Source organism: Isoptericola sp. NPDC056618 (assembly GCF_042792715.1).
Taxonomy (GTDB): domain Bacteria; phylum Actinomycetota; class Actinomycetes; order Actinomycetales; family Cellulomonadaceae; genus Isoptericola; species Isoptericola nanjingensis.
On sequence record NZ_JBHTVZ010000015.1, the window covers coordinates 65,135 to 86,997 of the forward strand.

Here is a 21,863-nt window from a genome sequence, read left to right on the forward strand (position 1 = left end):
CTGGAGGAACCATGACCTCGGCAGCCACCCCCGGACCGGCCGACGCGCCCGCCGCCCCGGCCGTGCAGGGCAACGTCACCCAGCTCACCCTCGCGACGATCGGCTTCGCGATCTGCTTCTGGGCGTGGGCGCTGCTGAGCCCGCTGGGCAAGAGCTACGGCGAGCTGTACGACCTGTCCGACTTCGAGGTGTCCGTGCTCGTCGCGATCCCCGTGATCGTCGGGTCGCTCGGGCGCATCCCGATCGGCGCGCTCACGGATCGGTTCGGCGCCAAGGTGATGTTCCCGCTGTGCAGCGCGCTGACGATCATCCCCGTGCTGTTCATCGGGTTCGTCGCGAACAGCCTGGTGTGGCTGCTGATCGGCGGGTTCTTCCTCGGCCTGGGCGGGACGACGTTCGCCATCGGCGTCCCGTTCGTGAACAACTGGTACCCGCCGGCCCGCCGCGGCACCGCGATCGGCATCTTCGGCGCGGGCATGGGCGGCACGGCCATCGCGTCGTTCTCCACGGTGCCCATCCGCGACGCGTGGGGCGACGGGGCCCCGTTCATCATCGTGGCGGTGTTCCTCGCGGTCTTCGCCCTGGCCTCCCGGGCCCTGCTGCAGGACTCCCCGGCGTGGTCGCCCGGGTCCGGCGGCGGCATGTGGGCCCGCACCTGGGCGACGCTGAAGATCCCCGCCACGCTGCAGCTGTCCTGGCTGTACGCGATCGGCTTCGGCGGCTTCGTCGCCTTCTCCGTGTACCTGCCCACGTTCCTGCAGAACGCCTACGACCTCAGCGCCGGCGACGCGTCGTTCCGCACCGCCGGCTTCGTGGTGCTCGCGGTGGTCTGCCGGCCCCTCGGCGGCACCCTGTCGGACAAGGTGGGCGGCGTCGCGGTGAACCTGGTGTGCTACGCGATCGTGACGGTCGGGGCGGCCGTGATCATCTTCCAGCCCGCCCTGATCCCCGTGGCGACGATCGCGTTCCTCGCGATGGCGGCGGCGCTCGGCGGGTCCTCGGGCGCGACCTTCGCGCTCGTGGCGAAGATGGCCCCGCCCGGGACCGTGGGCGCCGTGACCGGCGTCGTCGGCGCCGCCGGCGGCCTGGGCGGCTTCATCCCGCCGCTGATCATGGGCGCCGTGTACGGCGCGCGGGGCGACTACGGCATCGGGTTCGGCCTGCTCGCGCTGACGGCGCTGCTCACCCTGCTGTTCACGCTCGGCCCGGTGCGCAAGCGCGTGCGGGCGAACGCCGGATGACGGCGCGCCCCGGCGCCTCACCCCCGGATGTGGTCGGTCGTGAGGCGCGCGCCGCACGGGCGACACGTCGTCGGCCTAGCGTGGCCCCATGAGCACCGCGCGCAGCACGCCACGGAGCATGGCCGAGCACGTGTCCGCGGTGCTGGCGCGGGTCGCGCCGCTGCCCGCGGTCGACGTCGGCCTGGCGGAGCTCGCCGTCGAGGGCCCCGGCCGCGTGCTCGGCGCCGACGTGCGCGCCGTCGCGCTCGTGCCGCCGTTCGACGCCGCGGCGATGGACGGCTACGCGGTGCGCCTCGCCGACCTCCCCACGGACGGCTCCCCCGTGACCCTGCCCGTCGTCGGCGACCTCCGCCCCGGCGCGCCCCCCGGCCGCTGTGAGCGGGAGACACGCCCTCGTCACGCCGACGGAGAGGGCCACGATCCCACCCACGACACAGGCGGGGCTGCGGTGCGGATCATGACCGGTGCGCCGGTGCCGGGCTGGGCGGACGCCGTCGTGCCGGTCGAGCGCACGTCGACGGGCCGGTTCGTCGCGGGCGGCCCGACGACGGAGCTCGAGGTCACGCTCGCCCGGCAGCCCCGGGCCCACGTGCGGCACCGGGGCGAGGACGTGCGGCCCGGCGACCTGCTCGGCCGGTCGGGCGACGCCGTCACCCCGGCGCTGGTCGCCGTCGCGGCCTCGGGCGGGCTGGCCGCGCTGCCGGTGCGCCGGCGGCCGCGCGTGGCCGTGCTGTCGACGGGGTCGGAGCTGGTGCCGGCCGAGGGCGGTGACCTCGCCGGCGGCGGGCGGATCCCCGACTCCAACTCGCTGCTGCTGACGGCGCTCGCCCGCGCCGCGGGCGCCGACGTCGTGCGCGTCGGCGCCGTCCGCGACGACGCCGACGCCCTCCGCGCCGCCCTCGATCGCGTGGTGGGCGCGATCTCGGCAGGTGCGCGGCCCGCCATTCCCGGCGAGATCGCGCCCACGCCTCGTCCCGCGGGTGCGGCCGTCGACCTGGTCGTCACGACCGGCGGGGTGTCGGCGGGCGCGTCGGACGTCGTGCGGGCGGTGCTGGCCGCGGACGACGCGCGGCTCGCGGACGTGGACGTCGCCGCCGTGGCGCTGCGGCCCGGGCGGCCGCAGGCGCTCGCGCGCTGGCGGGGGGTGCCGTGGGTGGCGCTGCCCGGCAACCCGGTGAGCGCGTTCGTGTCGTTCGCGCTGTTCGTGCGCCCCGCGGTCGCCGTCCTCACGGGCAGCGAGCCCCCGCGACCGGTGCGGCGCCCCGCCGCCGAGGCCTGGCCGAGCCCGCCGGGACGCACCCACGTCGTGCCGGTGCGGACGCTGCCGTCGGGCGCCGTCGCCCGGGCCACCGGGCCCGGCTCCGACCACCGCCCGGGCGGCCACGCGACGTCGACGCTGCTGGGCGCCGACGCGCTCGCCCTCGTCCCGGCGGACGTCGAGAAGGTCGAGGCCGGCGACGCGCTCGACGTGCTGCCGCTCGACCTGCCGTTCGGGGCCGGGGCCTGACGTGGCAACCGACCGCACGACGCCCGTCGGGCACGACGCCGTGATCCTCGCCGGCGGTCGCGCCACGCGCCTGGGCGGCGTGCCCAAGCCGACCGTCGTGCTCGACGGCGCCACGCTGCTCGACCGCGCCCTCGCCGCGGCCCGCGACGCCGCTCGCACCGTCGTCGTCGGCCCCGACCCCGTCCTGCCGCCCGGCCGCGACGTGCTCGCCACCCGCGAGGACCCGCCGTTCGGGGGCCCTGTCGCCGGCCTCGACGCCGGGCTGCGGGCCCTGGACGCGGCGGCGGTCCCGGCGCCGGCTCACGACGCGCCGCCGTGGGTGCTCGTGCTCGCCGTCGACGTGCCGCGTGCGGGCGACGCGGTTCCGCTGCTGCGCGCCGCCGTCGACCTGCCCGTCGGCGACCTCGACGGCGCGTACCTGGTCCGCGAGGGCCACGCGCAGTGGCTGGTGGGCCTGTACCGGCGCGACGCGCTGCGCCGTGCCCTCGACGCCGTGGCGGCGTCGGCATCGCCCGGCGCCGCGGGGCTCGCCGGGGTGCCGGTGCGCCGCCTCGTCGCGGAGCTGTCGTGCGCGGAGGTGCCCGACCGCGACGCCGTGAGCGCGGACGTCGACACCTGGGACGACCTGCGACGGCTTACGGTAGGACTCCACGCAGGACGCCACACAGCAAGCCGCACGGGAAGCCACACGGTCGTGGCGGCCCGCGCCGGTACGGAGCCCGCGACGCCCCGACCGCCGACCGACCGCCCGGGAGGACACCGATGACCGACCAGACGCCCCCCGCCACCCCCCGCGGCGCGGAGCCCGGCTCCAGCGTGCTGGACCGGTGGGTGGACGCCCTCGAGGCGGAGCTCGGGCTGCCCCCGCGCAGCGTGGACGTCGGCGCGGTGCTCGACCTCGCGCGCGACGCCGCGCACCAGGTGGCGCGGCCCGCCGCGCCTGTCACCGCGTACGCCGTCGGGTACGCGGAGGGGCTGGCCGCGGCGCGCGGCGAGTCGTCCGACGCGCTCGACCGCGCGACGTCGTCGGCGCTCTCCTGGCAGGACCCGGGACCCGGCGTCACGGCCGGGACCGAGACCGGGGCGGGGAGCTGATCGGATGACGACCGTCTCCCTCGGGATGCCGCGCCTGCCCGGCGCGGGCGTGCCCGACGTGCGGCTGCCCGCGGACCGACCGGCCACCGGCGGCCTCGTCGACACGTTCGGCCGGGTCGCGACCGACCTGCGCGTCTCGCTCACCGACCGCTGCAACCTGCGCTGCACGTACTGCATGCCGGCCGAGGGCCTGCCGACCCTGCCGAAGGACTCGGTGATGACGCGCGAGGAGATCGTGCGGCTCGTCGGGATCGCGACGCGCGACCTGGGCGTGCGTCAGGTGCGGTTCACCGGCGGGGAGCCGCTGCTGCGCCGCGACCTCGTGGAGATCGTGCGCGACTGCGCCGCCCTCCCCAGCCGCCCGGAGCTCAGCCTCACGACCAACGCCGTCGGCCTCGACTCCCGCGCCGCCGCGCTGCGCGAGGCCGGGCTGGACCGCGTCAACGTCTCCCTCGACACCCTCGACCCCGACACGTTCGCCACGCTCGCCCGCCGCCCGTTCCTCGAGCGCACGCTCGCGGGGATCGACGCCGCGGCGCGGCAGTTCGACCTCGTGAAGATCAACGCGGTGCTGGTGCGCGGCGTCAACCTCGACCACGCGGCCGAGCTGCTCGCCTGGTGCCTGGAGCGCGGGTTCGAGCTGCGGTTCATCGAGCAGATGCCGCTGGACGCCGACCACGCGTGGGACCGCGCCGCGATGGTCACCGCGGCCGAGGTGCGCGAGCAGCTCGGCACCCGGTTCGCGCTCGAGCCCGACGAGGAGCCGCGCGACGGCGCCCCCGCGGAACGCTTCGTCGTGCGGGACCCGCGCGGCGACCGCCTGGGCCGGGTGGGCATCATCGCGTCCGTCACGGAGCCGTTCTGCGACGATTGCCGCCGCACCCGGCTCACCGCGGAGGGCGGGGTGCGCGACTGCCTCTTCGCGCACACCGAGACCGACCTGCTCGGGCCGCTGCGCGCGGGCGCCGACGACGCCGTGCTGGCCGACCTGTGGCGCGCCGCCATGTGGGCCAAGCAGGCCGGGCACGGCATGAGCGACACCGGCTCCGGCACGGACCTGGACAGCTCGGGGTTCACGCAGCCCGAGCGCACCATGAGCGCCATCGGCGGATGATGCGGAGGATGACGATGACGGACCAGGTGACCCAGATGACGACCGCCCCCGAACAGGCCGCAGGGCACACCGTGGTGCTGCGCTACTTCGCCGCCGCCCGTGCCGCGCTCGGCCGCTCGGAGGAGACGCTCGCCGTCCCGCCGGGCACGACCGTCGCCGACGTCGTCGCCCGCGTGGCCGCCGCGACGCCCGCGGCCGGGCCCGTGCTCGCCCGGTGCAGCGTGCTGCTCGACGGCCGCCGGGCCGCGCCGTCCGACGTCGTGCCGGCCGGCGCGAGCCTCGACCTGCTGCCGCCCTTCGCCGGCGGCTGAGCCGGCGCCCCGCGGGGCGCCGGCTCACCGTCGGGTCAGGGCCGGATCAGGCCCTGGCCACCGCGCCTACTTGGTCCACCACGTCTTCTCGTAGTGCTTGCCGTTGATGACGACCCACACGTTGTGGCCGCTGTACGTCGGCGCGGCGCTGCCGATGAAGCACAGCAGCTCGAGGGAGCCGTTCGCCGGGATGCTCCGGGAGTAGGTCGACGACCCGTAGAACTGGTGCGCGCTGCCACCGAAGTCCGTCCAGCAGGCGACGCTCTGGCTGCCCGTGTCCTGGAAGTCGTGCGTGGTGATCACCAGCTTGGCGCAGGTGCCGTCGTTGCAGTCGCTGTTGCTCACCGAGCTGCCGCGCGAGACGACCGCACGCGGGTTCGGCGGGGCGTCCGTGGTGTGGCTCGCGTTCGCCCACGCGCCACAGCCCGCCTCGTTGCACGCCCGCGCCTGGACCGTGTAGGTGGTCGAGTACGCGGACCCGGTGTCCATCGAGAAGGGGAACGACGTCGACGAGCCGCTGCCCGAGCTCCAGTTCCGCTGCCACTCGATCTTCTGGACGTTCCGCCCGCCGTTGTTGCTCGGGGCCGAGATGGTGAACCGTCCCTGCGTCGCGGACAGCTTCGAGGCGGAGATGCCCGGGGCGCCCGGCGTCGTGAACGGCGTCACGGAGTTCGAGCTCCCCGACCAGGCGGAGCAGGTGTACGCGTTGCAGGCCCGGACCTGGAACGTGTACGCGGTGCCGTTGGACAGCCCCCCGTACGTGTACGAGGTCTGGTTCCCGACGCTCGTCGCGCCGCCGCCGTTGGCCTGCACCTGGTAGTAGCCGCCGGTCCCGCGGTAGTCGTCCGTGCCGCTCCAGCTCACGTTCGCCTTGCCGTTCGTGTCGGAACCCAGCTCTGCCCTGACGTTGCCCGGCACGCCCGGCGTGCCGTAGGGCACGACGGCGTTGGACGAGGGGCTGGCCTCGGAGATCGCGGCCTTGTTCTGCGCCCGCACCTGGAACGTGTACGAGGAGGTCGTCTTGAGCCCCTCCACCGCCTGGGACAGCGCCGTGCCGGCCTCGATGGTCCGGACCTTCGTGCCGTCCTCGTAGACGTCGAGGTAGTACATCTCGATCGGGGCGCCGTTGGTGTCGGGCTGCTGCCACGTCACGGTGGTCTGGCCGCCCAGGGCGGTGTCGACCCGGCTCGCCGACGGCGCGGCGGGCGCGGCCGGCGGCCCGGCCGGGGTCTCCGGCGCGGAGGCGTCGCCCCAGTCGGAGGGGTCCGGCGCGGCGTTCACGGCCTGCAGGCGCACCGTGTAGGGGGTGCCGTTGGTCAGGCCCTCCCACACGTACGTGCCGCCCGTGACGCACTGCTGCTGGATCGCGCCGCTCACCGGAGCGGGGCTGATCTCCAGGTTGACGCACTCGATCGGGGACCGGTCGGTGTACGTCTTGTTCGTCCAGTCGACGGTGATCTGCTGGTCGCCGAACGTCAGCGTCGGGGCCGCCGGCGGGTCCGGCTTCTCGTCGGGGCGGGCCATCTCGGAGGCCGACGAGGGGTCGGACTCGCCGACGTCGTTCGTCGCGGTGACCGTGAACGTGTACTCCACGTTGTTGGTCAGCCCGTCGAAGGTGCACGTCGTGGTGGCGCACTCCTTTGTCTTGCCGTCGGTGGCGTGCAGCGTGTAGCCGGTGATGGGCGCGCCGTTGTCGTTCGGCTGCTCCCAGCTCAGCACCACCGTGCCGGAGCGCACCTCCTCGACCGCCGGCGCCTTCGGGGGCTCCGGGCGGCCTAGCACCGTCACGGAGACCGTGCCGTCCACCTGGCGGTCGGGGTCCTGCGTGACGTCCTCGACCGTGTAGCGCGCGGTGAGCACGCCGTGGAAGTCGGCGTCCGGGGTGATCGTGACGACCGAGCCGTCGAAGGCGACGTCGCCGGAGCCGGTCTCGCCGACCGCGCCCACCACGGTCAGGTCCTCGCCCGGGAACGGGTTGGTGTCGTTCTCGAGCACCGGGATCGTCACCGGCTCCCCCTGGTGCGCGTCGGGCACCTTGTCCGGCGTCGTCTGCACGAGCGGGCGCGTGGAACCCACGACGGTGACCTTCAGCGTGCCGCCGACGGGCGGGTTGGTCCCGTCGGACACCGTGAAGGCGACGTCCGCGGCGGTGCCCTTGGGCACCGACGGCTCGACCTGCGCGGTCACGGTGCCGCCCGACACGGACGTCGAGATGCCCTCGGCACCCTCGACGTCGAAGGTCAGCTTGTCCTTGTCAGGGTCCTTGGCGTACCGCGACAGGTCGACGACGTTCTCCTCGCCCGCCGCCACCTGGAGCGTCGGCGAGCCGACGACCTCCGGCGGCTGGTTCTTGGACGGCACGACGTCGATCGGGACGGTGAGGACGGCCGTCAGCCCCTCCTCGTCGTCCGGCCCCTTGCCGTCGGTCACCTCGAAGCTCACCGACGCGCCGCCGGCGAAGTCCTCGGCGGACGTGAACTCGATGGTGTCGCGGTCCTTGACCTCGACCGCGCCGCCGGTCGCCTTGACGGTCTTCTCCTCGGTGATGCGCGGCTCCCGGCCGTCCCGCACCACGACGAGGTCGCCCAGCTCGACGGTCAGCGGCTCGCCGCTGACCGCCTGCAGCGGGGTCGAGCCCGGCTTGAGGTAGGGCCGGGACTGGTCGCCCGGCACGCGCACGAAGGCCTTGGCCTGCAGCCCGTCCACGTCCGTCACGGTGTAGGTGACGACCTGCGCCGTCGCGCCCACCGCGACCTGGATCGTGCCGTCCTCGCCGACGGTGACGCCCTCGGACGCGCTCTCCACCGACACCTCGAGGTCGCCGGCCACGCCGTCCGGGTCGACGTCGTTCGCGAGCACGTCCACCGTCACCGTGGACGCGTCGCGGATCTGGTCGGCCGTGACGACGTCGTCGTGCGCGACCGGCCGGAGCAGCGGGGCCTCGGCGTCCACGGTCACCGTGATCGCGCCGGTCGCGCGCGCCTTGAAGGCGTCCTGGACCGTGTAGTAGAAGGAGTACGCCCCGTCCTTGTCGGGAGCCGTGAGCACGACGTCGTCCTCCACGACCTCCGGCTCGACGCCCTCGCGCATGCCGGTGAAGCCGTCCTTGACGAGGCCGATCTCGTCGCCGTCGGGGTCGTTGTCGTTCTCCAGCGCCCGCACGGCCACGGTCCGGCCCGGCCGCACCGTGCTCTCGTCGTCCACGACCTGCGGGGGCTGGTTCGTCTCCGGGGGCACGGCGATGCCCACGCGCACGACGCCGCGGCCCACGGCGCCCCGCGTGTCGGTCACCTCGTAGGCGAAGGAGTCGAAGCCCGCCGCGCCCTCCTCGGCGGTGTAGTCCACGAAGCCGTCGACGATCGTCGCCGTGCCCAGGCTCGGCGCGTCCGCGATGGAGCTGAGGGTGACCTGGTCGCCGTCGGGGTCGGTGCCGTCCAGGTCCAGCGGGATGCGCACCGTCTTGCCGCTGAGCACCCGCGTCTCGGTGTCGGGCACCTGGGGAGACGCGTTCTCCTCGTCGTCCTTGATCGTGATCGTGACCTGCGCGGAGTCCTTCTGCCCGTTGCTGTCGCGGACCTCGTAGACGAGGTGCGCGGTGCCCGCCTCGGAGCCCGCCTTGAACCGCACGGTGTCCTCGGAGACGAACGCCTCGCCGAGCTCCGCCTCGGGCTCCTCCTGGAGCTCGTCGTTGAGGACGATCTCGAGGCCGTCGGGGTGCGAGTCGTTCTTCAGCACCGGGATCGTCACGACGTCGCCCGCGTGCACCAGCGCCTTGTCCGCGCCGGCCTCGGGGGGCCGCAGCCGGTCGGGCGCCGGGATGGGCACCACGCGCACCTGGCCGGTCGAGGACCCGCTGCCGTTCGCGACCGTGTACTCGAAGGTCACCGGCTCGCTGAGGCGGCGCTTCTCCGTGACCTTGAGGATCTCGTGGTTGAGCACCGCCACGTCGACGGGCGAGTCCTCCGGCACGGTGACCGACTGCACGACGAGCACGCCGCCCGCCGGGTCGGTGTCGTTGGCCAGCACGTCCAGCAGCGCGGAGCCGTCCGACGGCAGCAGCACCTGGTCGGAGACCACCACCGGCGGTGCCTCGTCCTCCGGCGGCGCGACGACGTCCACGCGGACCAGGCCGAGGGCCACGTTGGGGCCGTCGCTCAGCTGGTAGGTGATGTCGAAGGAGCCGGGCTCCTGCCCCTGGACGGAGAACACCCCGGCGGACAGGTTGTTCGTGACCTTGAGGCCCTTCTGCTCCGTCACGTGCACGAGCCGCAGCTCGTCCCCGTTCGGGTCCGAGTCGTTGGCCAGCGGCTCGATGGTCACCGGCTGGCCGGCGAGCACCGTGACGTGGTCCTGCACCGCCACCGGCGGCTCGTTCGTCGCCACCACGTCGACGAGGAGACGGCCCTCGACCGGCTCGCCGTAGGAGTCCGACACGGTGACGTCGACGATCTTGCGGCCGGTGGCCGCCCCGCCGTCGCGGAACTCGACGGTCCCGTCCGGGCGGAACCGGACCTCGTCGTTCGGGTCCTTCGTCCCCGCGTGGGACAGGAAGAGGTCGTCGCCGTCCGGGTCCTTGAAGTAGGGCAGCACCTTGACGTCGGCGGTGCCGCCCTGGCCGACGCGGAGCACGGGCTCGCCCGACTGCGTCGGCGGGTCGTTCTCTGACTGCGGCACGACCGTGACCGTGACCTTCGCGGTGTCCGTGCCGCCCTCGCGGCCGTCGTCGACCATGTAGGTGAACGTCGTGCTCCCCGTCGCGTCCGCGGGCACGTCGGCCTGCAGCGCGGCGCCGTCGAGCACCCGGTCCACGGCGATCTCGCCGTCGGGGTCGCCGTCGACCGACGCCGTCATCACGTCGCCGTCCGGGTCGATGTCGTTGCCCAGCACGTTGAGCACCGTGGTGCCCCCGGCCCGGACCCCGAAACGGTCGTCCTTCGCCTGCGGCGGCCGGTTCTTCTTGTCCCGGTCGGCGACGAACTGGTCGACCTGCTCCGGCGTCGTCTCCTCGGACTCGGTCTTCTCGCCCTCGTCGTTCTCCGGGATCGTCAGGTCCCAGTCGTCGACCTTCTGGAACTCGTCCGCCGCCATCCACAGCGTGCCGTTGACGACGTCGTTGAGGACGATGACGTCGCGGTTCACGCGGTAGACGAGATTCGTGTCCGTGCCGATGCCCTCGAGCACCATGTCCTCGTCCGCGTCCGTGCCGGGGCAGTCGCGCACCACCTGGCCCGAGACGGACCACGCGCCGTAGACGCACTCGCCCAGCTGGACCGGGCGGGCGGGGGTGCCGTTCGCGGTCCGCTTCGCCGCGGCCTTGCCGTCCAGCGGCTGGGAGACCAGGCCGCGGGACGTGGCCAGGACGACGGCGTCGGAGTCGGCCGACGGCTGCTGCAGCTGCGCGGCCGCGCCGCCATCGATCTCCACCGCGTCGCCGCCCGGCAGCACGACCTTGCCGGTCGAGCGGTCCAGCACGACCGCGGCGTCGCCCACCGTGGTCACCTGCACCTCGGCGTCCTTCGCCAGGGAGAGCCGCTCCTCCGAGGTGGACTCCGCCGTGCCCCGGGCGCCAGTCTCGATGGTGTAGAGCTTCCCCACGCCGGGGGCCGCGACGACGACCGTGCCGCCCGTGCTCACCTCGACCTGGGCGCCCTGGCCCAGGTCCTCGAGCTCCGGGTCGGTCTTCTCCGCGTCGAACGCCATCGCGCCGTCGAACGGCACGACCCAGACCCGACCCGTCTCCCCGTCGAGCACCGCGGCGGTGCTCCCGCCGGTCGCCACCTCGGACCCGGCCGGCAGCTTGAGCGTGCTCCGCAGGGCGAGCTGCGCCGGGTCGACGGGGCTCGCGGAGGAGTCGACGGAGCTCTCGAGCAGCACGTGCTGCGCGTCCTGCTCGACGTCGAAGCTCACCGAGTTGGCGAGGAGCGTGCCGTCGAGCGCCTGGGCCTGGTAGTTGAACCGGCCGAGCGTGCCCGTGGACGTCTGCGTCACCCACACGCCCGAGTCGTTGAGGTCGACGTCCACCGTCGCCTCGCCGTCGTACCAGAGCGCGAAACCGGTCAGGCCCGCGCCGAACAGCGCGACGACCCCGACGGACGCGATGGAGCGACGGTTCTCCAGGACGCGCGAGACGAAGCTCATGCCCTACCCCTCGGTCCCCTGACCAGGTGCGACAGCCCGCGAGCCTTCGTGGCGGCGCGGACGGAGGCACGGCGTGACCCATCCGGGGACGGTGATGGGGAACAGCACGATGCTTTCCTCGCCGGAGCATACCGACTCGCACCGTCGCGTGGCTGCCCGTGCCGATGGGCAGACCTCCCCATCGAGGGGCGACGACGCCGCCCTCAGGGTCGGGCGGGGGCGGGCCGCCTCACCCGTCCCGGCGGGCGCGGAGGGCGGCAGCGGCCTGCGGCAGCACCTCCGCGAGGTCGCCGACGACGGCGAAGTCGCAGATCTCGAAGATCGGCGCCTCGGGGTCGGAGTTCACCGCCACGATCACCTGTGCCGCCTGCATCCCGCCGCGGTGGTGCGGGGCGCCGGAGATCCCCGCCCCCACGTAGAGGCGCGGCGCGATGGTGACGCCGGTCTGGCCGATGTAGCGGTCGAACCAGCCCTCGAAGACGGCGTCGCGCGACGCGCCGATCGCGGCGCCGACGGCGTCGGCGAACTCCTCGACCGGGCCGAAGTCGCCACCGGTGCCGCGCCCGCCGGCGACGACGACCGCCGCCTCCTCGAGGGTCGGGCGGCCCGGGGCGCGCTCCTTGACCTCGCGCGACGTGACGACGACACCGGCGGTGCCGGCGAACGCGACGGGCAGCGGGTCGACCTCGGTCGCGACCGACGCCTCGGCGGGCTCGGGCACGACGGCGTTCGCCCGCACGGTGAGCACGGCGACGTCGGCGGTGACCACGCAGCGGGTGTCCCAGGCGCCGGCGAAGACGCGCTTGCCGGCCACGATCCGGCCCTCGGCGTCCTCCTCCACGGCGGCGGCGTCGATGACCAGCCCGGCGCCGAGCGCGTGGGCCGCCAGGGCGGCGGCCTCCTTCGCGGCGAACGTGGCGGGTGCCAGGACGACGTCGGCGTCGGTGCGGCGCACGGCCGCGGCGAGCGTCGCGGCCACGACGGAGGGCAGGTGGCGGGCGCCGTCGCCCCCGGCGGCGGCGAGCGCGTCGGTGGGCACCTCGGCCTGGTGCACGGTCTCGACGCCGTACGCGCCGAGCTGGGCGAGCGCCTCGACGGTCGGCGCCTCCAGGGTCACGGCCTCGACGCGGCCGAGGCTGCGCGCGATGGTGAGCAGCTCGAGCGCGCCGGAGCGCACCTCGGTGGCGGGGTCCAGGAGGACGAGGACGGTGCGGTTGCGGGTGGGCTCGGTCGATGTCGTCACGGTCGCGTCCTCTCAGACCAGCTCGTTGCGGATGAGGTACTCGGCCAGCGCGGTACCGCCCTCGCCCTTGTCGACGACCAGCTCGACCTCCGGGCGGGCGGGGCGCGGAGCGGCCGAGACCGCCTCGGTGCGCGCCCCGGCGGTGCCGACGGCGGCGGGATCGAGGCCGAGGTCGGCGGCCGACCACGCCTCGATCTGCTTGGTGCGGGCCGCCATGATCAGCTTGAAGTTCGGCATGCGCGGCGTGTTCGCGGTGTCCGCGACGGACAGGACGGCCGGCAGGGGCGCGGCGAGCGTCTCGGTGGCCTCGTCGGTCTCGCGCGTGACGGTCAGGGTGCCGTCCGCGACGTCCACCTTCTTCGCCAGCGTGAGCGCCGGGCGGCCGAGCTCGGCCGCGACGAGCGCCGGGACCACGGAACCCAGGCCGTCGAGCGCGGCCATGCCGGTGATCACGAGGTCGACGGGCGCGCCGTCCGCCTCGAGCCGGCGCACCCCGGCCGCGAGCGCCGTGGCGGTGCCGAAGTAGTCCGAGCCGGCCAGCGCGTCGTCCGTGACGCGGACCGCGCGGTCCACGCCCATCTGGAACGACTTGCGCAGCGCCACGTCGCCGTCGGCGGGGGCGACCGTGAGGGCGACGACCTCGCTGGCCGCGCGCTCGTCGTCAGGCAGTGCGTCGAGGATCCGCAGCGCCGCCTCGAGCGCGTTCTCGTCCAGCTCGTTGAGGGTGCCGACGCCCGGGTCGCGGTCGACGCGACAGTCCACGAAACGTCGGTCCGCGTTGATGTCCGGCACGTACTTCACGGCGACGACGATGCGCACGGGCGCGACCTCCAGCTCACGGTGGTGACGGCGGCCGCACGCGCTGCGGCCGACGGTGCCGAGCCTACCCGCGGCCTTCCCCGGACCGGCCCCGCGTCCGGGGGCGGAGCGGTGTGACGCGGCCTACGGTCGGGGGATGCGGATCGACCTCGCCGGCAGGACGGCGCTCGTGACCGGATCCACGCAGGGCATCGGCCTCGCCATCGCCCGCGGGCTCGCCTCCGCGGGGGCCCGCGTCGGGATCAACGGCCGTTCGGAGGGCTCCGTCGGGCGGGCGCTCGACGAGCTCGCCCGGGACGTCGAGGGCTTCGAGGGGGTGCCGGTGGTGGCCGACGTCGCCACCGACGACGGGTTCGCCGCCGCGGTCGACGCCCTGCCCGACGTGGACGTGCTGGTCAACAACCTCGGCATCTTCGGCTCCCGCCCCGCGCTCGAGATCACCGACGACGAGTGGCGGCGCTACTTCGAGGTCAACGTGCTGGCCGCCGTCCGCCTCATCCGCCACCACCTGCCCCGCATGGTGGCCCGCGGCTGGGGGCGGGTGCTCGACATCGCGAGCGACTCGGCCGTCGTGATCCCGGCCGAGATGATCCACTACGGCGCGTCCAAGACGGCACTCCTCGCCGTGTCGCGGGGCTTCGCCAAGGAGGCGGCGGGCACCGGAGTCACGGTCAACTCGGTCATCGCGGGCCCCACGCACACCGGCGGGGTGGAGGACTTCGTCTACCAGCTCGTCGACCGCGACCTGCCGTGGGACGAGGCCCAGCGCGAGTTCATGGTGAAGCACCGGCCGCAGTCCCTGCTGCAGCGCCTCATCGAGCCGGAGGAGATCGCCAACCTCGTGGCCTACCTCGCCTCACCGCTCGCGTCCGCCACCACCGGCGGCGCCGTCCGCGTCGACGGCGGCTACGTGGACTCGATCCTGCCCTGACCTGGTCCCCACCGGTCCCCACCTGCGCCCGCGCGGCTGTCGCCGACCCCGGGCACCATGTCCCCATGGAGTCGCGACCCAAGGTCACGCCGCTGACGCGGCCGACGGCACGCCGCAGCCACGTCCCCCCGCTCGGGGTGCATCCGACGCCGGACGGCGGGGTCGACGTCGCCGTGGCGGCGGCGCACGCGGACGCGGTCGAGCTGTGCCTGATCGACGTCGTCGAGCCGCACCGGGACGTGCACGACCCGGCGCGGTACGCGGAGCGGCGCGTGCCGCTGGACGGCCCGGTGTACGGCGTCTGGCACACCCACGTGCCGCACGTACGGCCGGGGCAGCGGTACGGCTTCCGGGCGTACGGCGCCTGGGACCCGGAGGCCGGGCACCGGCACAACCCGGCCAAGCTGCTCGTCGACCCGTACGCCCGCGGGCTGACGGGCGACCTCACCTACGGCCCGGAGACGCTCGGCGCCGTGGGCGCGGTGGTCGACCCGGACGACCCCGACTCGCCGGCAGGCCGGTCGTGGGTGGCCGAACGGTACGGCGCCGCCGACGACCGCGACTCGCTCGCCTTCGTGCCGCACTCCGTCGTCGTCGCGTCCCACCCGGGCCCGCCGCCGCTGAGCCGACCGCGCGTGCCCTGGGCTGACACGGTGGTCTACGAGGCGCACGTCAAGGGCCTCACCGCGACGCACCCGGACGTCCCGCCGGAGCTGCGCGGCACGTACGCGGGCGTCGCGCACCCGGCCACGATCGCGCACCTGACGAGCCTCGGCGTCACCACCCTCGAGCTGCTCCCGATCCAGGCGTTCGCCAGCGAGCCGCACCTCGTCGCCCGCGGGCTCACCAACTACTGGGGCTACCAGACGCTCGGGTTCTTCGCCCCGCACGCGGCGTACGCGACCCGGGCGGCGCGCGAGGCCGGCCCGGCGGCCGTCCTCGACGAGGTGCGCGGCATGGTGCACCTGCTGCACGACGCGGGCATCGAGGTCCTGCTCGACGTCGTCTACAACCACACGTGCGAGGGCGGCGACGACGCGCTGCACGTGAGCTGGCGCGGCCTGGACAACGCGGGCTACTACCTGCACGACGGCGCGTCCCCGGCCGCGCTCGCCGACGTCACCGGCACCGGCAACTCGCTCGACTTCCGCCGCCCGCGCGTGGTGCAGCTCGCCCTGGACTCGCTGCGCTACTGGGCCGAGGTCGTGGGCGTGGACGGGTTCCGCTTCGACCTCGCGGTCACCCTGGGCCGGGGCGACCACGGCTTCTCCCCCGACCACCCGTTCCTCGTGGCGCTGCAGACCGACCCGGTGCTCAACAATCTCAAGCTGGTCGCCGAGCCGTGGGACGTCGGCCCCGGCGGGTGGCAGACCGGCAACTTCCCGCCGCCGATGGCCGAGTGGAACGACCGCTTCCGCGACGCCGCGCGCGGGTTCTGGCTCGACGCCGCCCGCGAGGGCTCGCACGGCCGGCCCATGCACGGCCTGCGGGAGCTGACCACCCGCCTCGCGGGCTCGGCCGACCTGTTCGGGCACTCGGACCCGCCGCTGGCGCGCGGGCCGGTGGCGTCGGTCAACTACGTCACCGCCCACGACGGGTTCACGCTCGCCGACCTCGTGGCATTCGACCACAAGCACAACGAGGCGAACGGCGAGGACAACCGGGACGGCTCGGACCACAACCTGTCGTGGAACCACGGCGTGGAGGGGCACGCGCCCGGCGCCGAGGACGGGGAGGGCGCGGGCGACACGGGCACCGAGCCGTGGTCCGCGGTGGTGCCGCTGCGGCGGCGCTCGCAGCGCAACCTGCTCGCGACGCTCCTGCTGTCCGCGGGCACGCCCATGCTCACCGCCGGCGACGAGCTGGGCCGCACCCAGCGCGGCAACAACAACGCGTACGCCCAGGACAACGCGATCTCGTGGGTCGGGTGGGACCTCGAGGACGCCGCCCGCGACCTGCTGGACACCACGCGCTTCCTGGTCGGGCTGCGGCACGAGCACGCGGCCCTGCGCGCGGACTCGTTCTTCCTCGGCGCGCCCCGCCCCGGCGAGGACGAGACCGACCTGCTGTGGTTCGCCGCCGACGGCGCACCCATGGACCGCGACGCCTGGGCGGTCGCCGGGCGCCGCGTGGTGCAGATGCTGCGGCCCGGGCCCGACGACGGCGACGCGCACGTGCTGCTCGTGTTCAACGGCGGGCTCGACGACGCGGAGGTCACCCTCCCCGGCGCCCCCGGCGGCGGCGCCTGGGAACGGGTGTGGAGCTCCGCGTGGGACCGGCCCGAGGCGCCCGACGACGAGGCCGAGGACGTCGTGCTCGAGTCGCTCAGCGTCGAGGTGTTCGTCGGGCGGTGACGCCCGCCTCCAGCCGACCGTTCTCCCCGGGCCGCTCCTCTGCCAGACTGCGCGCATGGATGCTGACGTCGTCGTCATCGGTGGGGGCCTGTCGGGACTGGTCACGGCCACGGAGCTCACGGCCGCCGGCCGCCGGGTGGTGCTGCTCGACCAGGAGCCGGAGGCGTCGTTCGGCGGCCAGGCCTGGTGGTCGTTCGGCGGGCTGTTCCTCGTGGGCTCGCCCGAGCAGCGCGCGATGGGCGTGCACGACTCCGCCGACCTGGCCTGGTCCGACTGGCTGGGCTCCGCGCAGTTCGCCCCCGGCGCCGACCGCGGCGAGGGCCCCGACCGGCACGGGTACGCCTGGGCCCACCGCTTCGTGGAGTTCGCGGCCGGCGACCTGCGGTCCTGGCTGCACGCCAAGGGCGTGCGCTGGTTCCCGCTGGTGCAGTGGGCCGAGCGCGGCGGGTACACGGTGGGGCACGACGACGGGCGGACCGAGCACGGCAACTCCGTGCCCCGCTTCCACGTCACCTGGGGCACCGGCCCCGGGATCGTCCGACCCTTCGTGGAGGCGGCGCTCGCCGCCCGCGACGCCGGCCTGCTCGACCTGCGGTTCCGCCGCCGGGTCACGGGGCTCGTCACCACCGACGGGCGGGTCACCGGGGTGCGCGCCGACGTGCTCGCCGACCAACCGCTCACCGGGCTGCCGTTCGGCGGCCGGGGCACGCCGTCGAACCGCGACGTGGTGGGCGCCGAGGAGATCACGGCGGGGGCCGTCGTCGTCGCGACCGGCGGCATCGGCGCCAACCACGACCTGGCCCGCGCGCACTGGGACCCCGAGGCCGGGACGCTGCCCGAGCGGATGCTGTCCGGCGTCCCGGACTCGACCGACGGGCTCATGCTCGGCATCGCGGCCGACGCCGGCGCGGCGCTGGTGCACGAGGACCGGATGTGGCACTACCCGGAGGGCATCGCCAACCACTCCCCCGTCTGGACGAACCACGGCATCCGCATCCTCCCCGGCCCGTCGTCGCTGTGGCTCGACGCCGACGGCGGCCGCCTGCCCGCCCCGCTGTTCCCCGGCTTCGACGCGCTCGGCGCGCTGCAGCACGTGACGCGGCGCGGCGACGACCACTCCTGGTTCGTGCTCAACAAGGCGATCATGGAGTCGGAGTTCGCCCTGTCCGGCTCGGAGCAGAACCCCGACCTCACCGGCAAGGACGTCAAGCTCCTCGCGCAACGGGTGCTGCCGCGCGCGGTCGGGCCGGTCGCGAAGTTCGCCGCCGAGTCGCCCGAGTTCCTCTGGGCCGACACCACCGACGAGCTCGCCGCCAAGATGAACGCGCTGGTCGAGGCCACCCCCGGCTCGAAGGGGCACGTGGACGCGGGGGCGCTCGCCGCCGTCGTCGCGGCCCGCGACTCCCAGGTCGCCTCCGGCCTGGGCAAGGACCCGCAGGTGGTCGCGACGCGCGCCGCCCGCGACTACCGCGTGGACAAGCTCATCCGGGTCGCCAAGCCGCGGCCCCTGACGACGCCGAAGGACGGCCCGCTGCTCGCCGTCCGGCTGTCCGTGCTGACGCGCAAGACCCTCGGCGGCCTGTGGTGCGACCCGTCCGGCCGCGTGCTGCAGGCCGACGGGTCCGTGCTGGACGGCCTGTGGGCCGTGGGCGAGGCCGCCGGGTTCGGCGGCGGCGGCGTGCACGGCCACCGCGCCCTGGAGGGCACCTTCCTCGGCGGGTGCCTGCACACCGGCCGCACCACCGGCCGGGCGCTCGCCGCGGACGCCTGACCCGCACCGCCCGCGAGGTCGCGCCTCCCGTCGTGCGGTCGAGCCCCGCGCGCTCGACCTCAGCCCCGGCGGCTCTACCTCGTTGCTCGACGGCGGTGCCCGGTGGCGAGCGCCGCACGGATCCTGGCGACGAGGGCGGCCGGGTCCCGCAGGTCGTCCCACGTGACGTGGACGAGGATCCACCCGGCCTCCGTCAGCGCGTCGTGGCGGCGCTTCTCCGCTAGGAGACGCTCGCGCGGGTCCCCGAACCTCCCGCCGGAGTACTTCACCAGCCCGTCGAACTCGACCCCGACCTTGAGCGCCGGCCATCCCAGGTCGACCCAGTACCTCCCCCGCCGGGTCGGCGACTCGATCGCGAGCTCGACGGCGCCCAGGCCCGCCTCGAGCACGAACCACCGCACCAGGGACTCCCCTGCCGACTCCGCTCGGACGTCGGAGACCTCGACGATCCGGCGCGCCTGCTGTACGCCCGGCTTGCCGGCGGCCTCGTCGAGCAGCCTCGCGACGATCTCGAGGTCCGCGCCCGCCCGGAGCGCCGAGTCGGCGACGACAAGGGCGCGCGGCCCCGGCAGCCACCGGGCGCAGTCCACCATCGTGCGTTCGACCGTGGTGACAGGACGACCGCTCACGACCGCCCGGTCCCGGTCGGGCACTGCGATCGGGTGCCGGCGCAGGTACGGGTCCGGCGCCTGGCGCCCCGCGGGCTTGGAGCCCTGGCAAACGTGCACCGCTTCGGTGAGCCCGTAGACGTTCAGGCCGTGCACGAGCGCCGCGGTCTCGTTGCTGAACACGAAGTCGGTCTCCAGCACAGCGGCCACGGCGGCGGCCAGCGAGAGCACGCGACGTTCACGTCGCAGCGCAGGGCCGTCGTCGTCCGCCCCCGCGGGGAGGTAGACGCCACGCCGCACCCGATCCAGATCACCGCGCCGCACCTGCCTCTCGATCGCCGACCGCCGCCACGGACCTGACCGGATCACCTCCGGCAGACGGCGCGGAACCGGGACGGCCGTGTCGCCGGGGCGACGTCCGTCGCGACGGTCGCGAGGGCGCTCGGCCAGCGGCCTGCGGGTGTCGTCTGCCATGGCGGCAGCGTGGCAGACAACCCCGAGCCGCCCCGGCCGCCCTGTGGACAGCCGTTCGGTTCCGCCGCGAGGTCGAGCGTCCGCCCCTCCGGTCGAGGGCTGGGCGCTCGACCGGAGGACCGGAGGCTCGACCTCGCGAGGCGACGCCCCGACGGTGGGCCCGCGAGCGCCCACGACCGCGGCTGGCTAGCGTGGAGGCCGTGACGTCTCCGCAGCCCACGCCGCACGCGCCCATCGGACGGATCCCCGTCCTGCAGCTCTCCCCCGTCGTCGAGGGAGGGCGCTGGCCGGCGAAGGCGGCGGGCGGCGAGGTGGTGCCCGTCGAGGCCACGGTGTTCCGGGAGGGGCACGACGCCGTCGGGGCCACCGCCGTCCTGCTCGCGCCGGACGGCACGGTGCACTCCACCGCGCCCATGGCCGACGTCGCGCCCGGGCTGGACCGGTTCCGCGGCTTCCTGCAGCCCGACGCGGAGGGTGACTGGTCGTTCCGCGTCGAGGCGTGGTCCGACCCGTACGGCACGTGGTCCCACGACGCGGTGATCAAGTTCGACGCCGGGCAGGACGTCGACCTGGTGCTCGCGGAGGGGCGGCTGCTGTTCGAGCGCATCGTCGCGCCGGAGCTGCAGGCGACCCGCTCCGCCGACGACGCCGCCGTGCTGGAGGCCGCGGCCCGCGAGCTGGCCGACACGACCCGCCCGCCCGAGGCCCGGCTCGCGATGGCGATGACGGCGGCCGTCAAGGACGCGCTCCGTCGAGCACCGCTGCGCGACCTGGTGACCGCGAGCGCCGCCTACCCGCTGCGCGTGAGCCGCCCGCTGGCGCTGGCCGCGAGCTGGTACGAGCTGTTCCCCCGCTCGGAGGGCGCGACGCGCCGCAAGGACGGCAGCTGGCGCTCGGGCACGTTCGCCACGGCGGCGAAGCGACTGCCCGCGATCGCGGGGATGGGGTTCGACGTCGTCTACCTCACGCCCGTGCACCCCATCGGCACGACGTTCCGCAAGGGCCGCAACAACACCCTGGACCCGCAGCCGGGCGACCCCGGCAGCCCGTACGCGATCGGCTCGCCGGACGGCGGGCACGACGCCATCCACCCCGACCTGGGCACGGAGCAGGACTTCCGGGACTTCGTCGCGGCGGCCCGCGCGGAGGGCCTGGAGGTGGCGCTGGACCTGGCGCTGCAGTGCTCCCCCGACCACCCGTGGGTCACCGAGCACCCGGAGTGGTTCTCGGTGCGCGCGGACGGCACCATCGCGTACGCCGAGAACCCGCCGAAGAAGTACCAGGACATCTACCCGCTGAACTTCGACCGCGACCCCCAGGGCCTCTCGGCGGAGATCCTGCGGATCGTCGAGCTGTGGATCGACCGCGGGGTGACGGCGTTCCGCGTCGACAACCCGCACACCAAGCCGCTGGACTTCTGGGAGTGGCTGCTCGCGCGGGTGCACGCCGCGCACCCCGAGGTGATCTTCCTGTCGGAGGCGTTCACGCGGCCCGCGATGATGCAGACGCTGGCGCGGATCGGCTTCCACCAGTCGTACACGTACTTCACCTGGCGCAACACCAAGGAGGAGGTCGAGGAGTACCTGCAGGAGGTCTCCGGACCCCAGGGCTCGGTGCTGCGTCCGAGCTTCTGGCCCACGACGCACGACATCCTGCCCCCGTACCTGCAGCACGGCGGGGTGGCGGGCTTCGCCGTCCGCGCCGTGCTGGCGGCCCTCGGCAGCCCCACGTGGGGCGTCTACTCCGGGTACGAGCTCGTGGAGAACGTGCCGCGCCCGGGTGTCGAGGAGCAGATCGACAACGAGAAGTACGAGTACAAGCCGCGCGACTGGTCGCAGGCCGACGTCGTCGGCGTCTCCACGCTGCTGCGACGCCTCAACGAGATCCGGCGCGCCCACCCGACGCTGCAGCAGCTGCGCGACCTCACGGTGCACCCGACGACGAACGACCAGGTCGTCGCGTTCTCGCGGCGGGTGCGGGCCGAGCACCTGCCCGCCGCGGGCCGGCCGGGCGCCACGCAGGACGACGTCGTGCTGGTCGTGGTCAACCTGGACCCGTGGGCCACGCAGGAGTCCACGCTGTTCCTCGACCTGGAGGCGCTCGGCCTCACGCGACCGGACGGGGTCGAGGACCAGCCGTTCTTCGTCGCCCACGACGAGCTGTCGGGCGCCACCTACCCGTGGGGTGCCCACCCGTACGTCCGCCTCGACCCCCGCGAGCAGGTGGCGCACGTCCTGACGATCGGCCTGGCATGACG

14 protein-coding genes are annotated in these 21,863 nt (G+C 74.7%); 10 read left to right on the top strand and 4 right to left on the bottom strand.

The window, feature by feature from the left end; translation table 11 throughout:
• The first annotated feature begins 11 nt into the window (after nt 1-11).
• The 6 genes from ACFQ8T_RS16495 to ACFQ8T_RS16520 all read left to right on the top strand — a co-directional run bounded on the left by ACFQ8T_RS16495 (nt 12) and on the right by ACFQ8T_RS16520 (nt 5,268).
• Complete coding sequence (locus tag ACFQ8T_RS16495) at nt 12-1,241, top strand: nitrate/nitrite transporter (protein WP_430547565.1); 1,230 nt, start codon at nt 12-14, stop codon at nt 1,239-1,241.
• A gap of 88 nt (nt 1,242-1,329) precedes the next feature.
• Entirely contained in the window at nt 1,330-2,748 is a 1,419-nt protein-coding gene (gene glp / locus ACFQ8T_RS16500) for a gephyrin-like molybdotransferase Glp (RefSeq protein ID WP_430547566.1), read from the top strand.
• 1 nt (nt 2,749) lies between these two features.
• The gene (locus ACFQ8T_RS16505) at nt 2,750-3,514 is read left to right on the top strand and encodes a molybdenum cofactor guanylyltransferase (RefSeq protein ID WP_430547567.1); all 765 of its coding nucleotides are present in this window, start codon (nt 2,750-2,752) and stop codon (nt 3,512-3,514) included.
• Entirely contained in the window at nt 3,511-3,843 is a 333-nt protein-coding gene (locus ACFQ8T_RS16510; protein WP_430547568.1) for a DUF6457 domain-containing protein, read from the top strand. The genes ACFQ8T_RS16505 and ACFQ8T_RS16510 overlap by 4 nt, the downstream gene beginning before the upstream one ends.
• A 4-nt stretch (nt 3,844-3,847) precedes the next feature.
• Entirely contained in the window at nt 3,848-4,957 is a 1,110-nt protein-coding gene (gene moaA / locus ACFQ8T_RS16515) for a GTP 3',8-cyclase MoaA (protein ID WP_430547569.1), read from the top strand.
• Between the two features lie 14 nt (nt 4,958-4,971).
• On the top strand, nt 4,972-5,268 hold the full coding sequence (locus ACFQ8T_RS16520) for a MoaD/ThiS family protein (RefSeq protein WP_430547570.1): 297 nt from the start codon (nt 4,972-4,974) through the stop codon (nt 5,266-5,268).
• Nucleotides 5,269-5,334: 66 nt separating this feature from the next.
• Here the strand turns inward: ACFQ8T_RS16520 and ACFQ8T_RS16525 are convergent, their stop codons facing one another.
• The 3 genes from ACFQ8T_RS16525 to ACFQ8T_RS16535 all read right to left on the bottom strand — a co-directional run bounded on the left by ACFQ8T_RS16525 (nt 5,335) and on the right by ACFQ8T_RS16535 (nt 13,468).
• Entirely contained in the window at nt 5,335-11,406 is a 6,072-nt protein-coding gene (locus tag ACFQ8T_RS16525) for an Ig-like domain-containing protein (protein WP_430547571.1), read from the bottom strand.
• A 229-nt stretch (nt 11,407-11,635) separates the two neighbouring features.
• Entirely contained in the window at nt 11,636-12,649 is a 1,014-nt protein-coding gene (locus tag ACFQ8T_RS16530; RefSeq protein ID WP_430547572.1) for an electron transfer flavoprotein subunit alpha/FixB family protein, read from the bottom strand.
• Nucleotides 12,650-12,661: 12 nt separating this feature from the next.
• Nucleotides 12,662-13,468 (bottom strand): electron transfer flavoprotein subunit beta/FixA family protein, encoded by an 807-nt coding sequence (locus ACFQ8T_RS16535; protein ID WP_430547573.1) that lies wholly within the window; start codon nt 13,466-13,468, stop codon nt 12,662-12,664.
• Nucleotides 13,469-13,604: 136 nt separating this feature from the next.
• On the opposite strand from ACFQ8T_RS16535, the gene ACFQ8T_RS16540 reads away from it, so the two are divergent.
• The 3 genes from ACFQ8T_RS16540 (at nt 13,605) to ACFQ8T_RS16550 (ending at nt 18,524) form a co-directional block, all read left to right on the top strand.
• The gene (locus ACFQ8T_RS16540; protein ID WP_430547574.1) at nt 13,605-14,399 is read left to right on the top strand and encodes an SDR family NAD(P)-dependent oxidoreductase; all 795 of its coding nucleotides are present in this window, start codon (nt 13,605-13,607) and stop codon (nt 14,397-14,399) included.
• A gap of 65 nt (nt 14,400-14,464) precedes the next feature.
• Entirely contained in the window at nt 14,465-16,753 is a 2,289-nt protein-coding gene (glgX, locus tag ACFQ8T_RS16545) for a glycogen debranching protein GlgX (protein ID WP_430547575.1), read from the top strand.
• 55 nt (nt 16,754-16,808) lie between these two features.
• Complete coding sequence (locus ACFQ8T_RS16550; RefSeq protein WP_430547576.1) at nt 16,809-18,524, top strand: FAD-binding dehydrogenase; 1,716 nt, start codon at nt 16,809-16,811, stop codon at nt 18,522-18,524.
• Nucleotides 18,525-18,598: 74 nt separating this feature from the next.
• Here ACFQ8T_RS16550 and ACFQ8T_RS16555 read toward each other — a convergent pair whose 3' ends face one another.
• Nucleotides 18,599-19,363, bottom strand: coding sequence for a hypothetical protein (locus ACFQ8T_RS16555; protein WP_430547577.1), 765 nt, complete (start codon nt 19,361-19,363; stop codon nt 18,599-18,601).
• 434 nt (nt 19,364-19,797) lie between these two features.
• On the opposite strand from ACFQ8T_RS16555, the gene ACFQ8T_RS16560 reads away from it, so the two are divergent.
• Entirely contained in the window at nt 19,798-21,861 is a 2,064-nt protein-coding gene (locus tag ACFQ8T_RS16560) for an alpha-1,4-glucan--maltose-1-phosphate maltosyltransferase (protein ID WP_430547578.1), read from the top strand.
• The last annotated feature ends 2 nt before the right edge of the window (nt 21,862-21,863 follow it).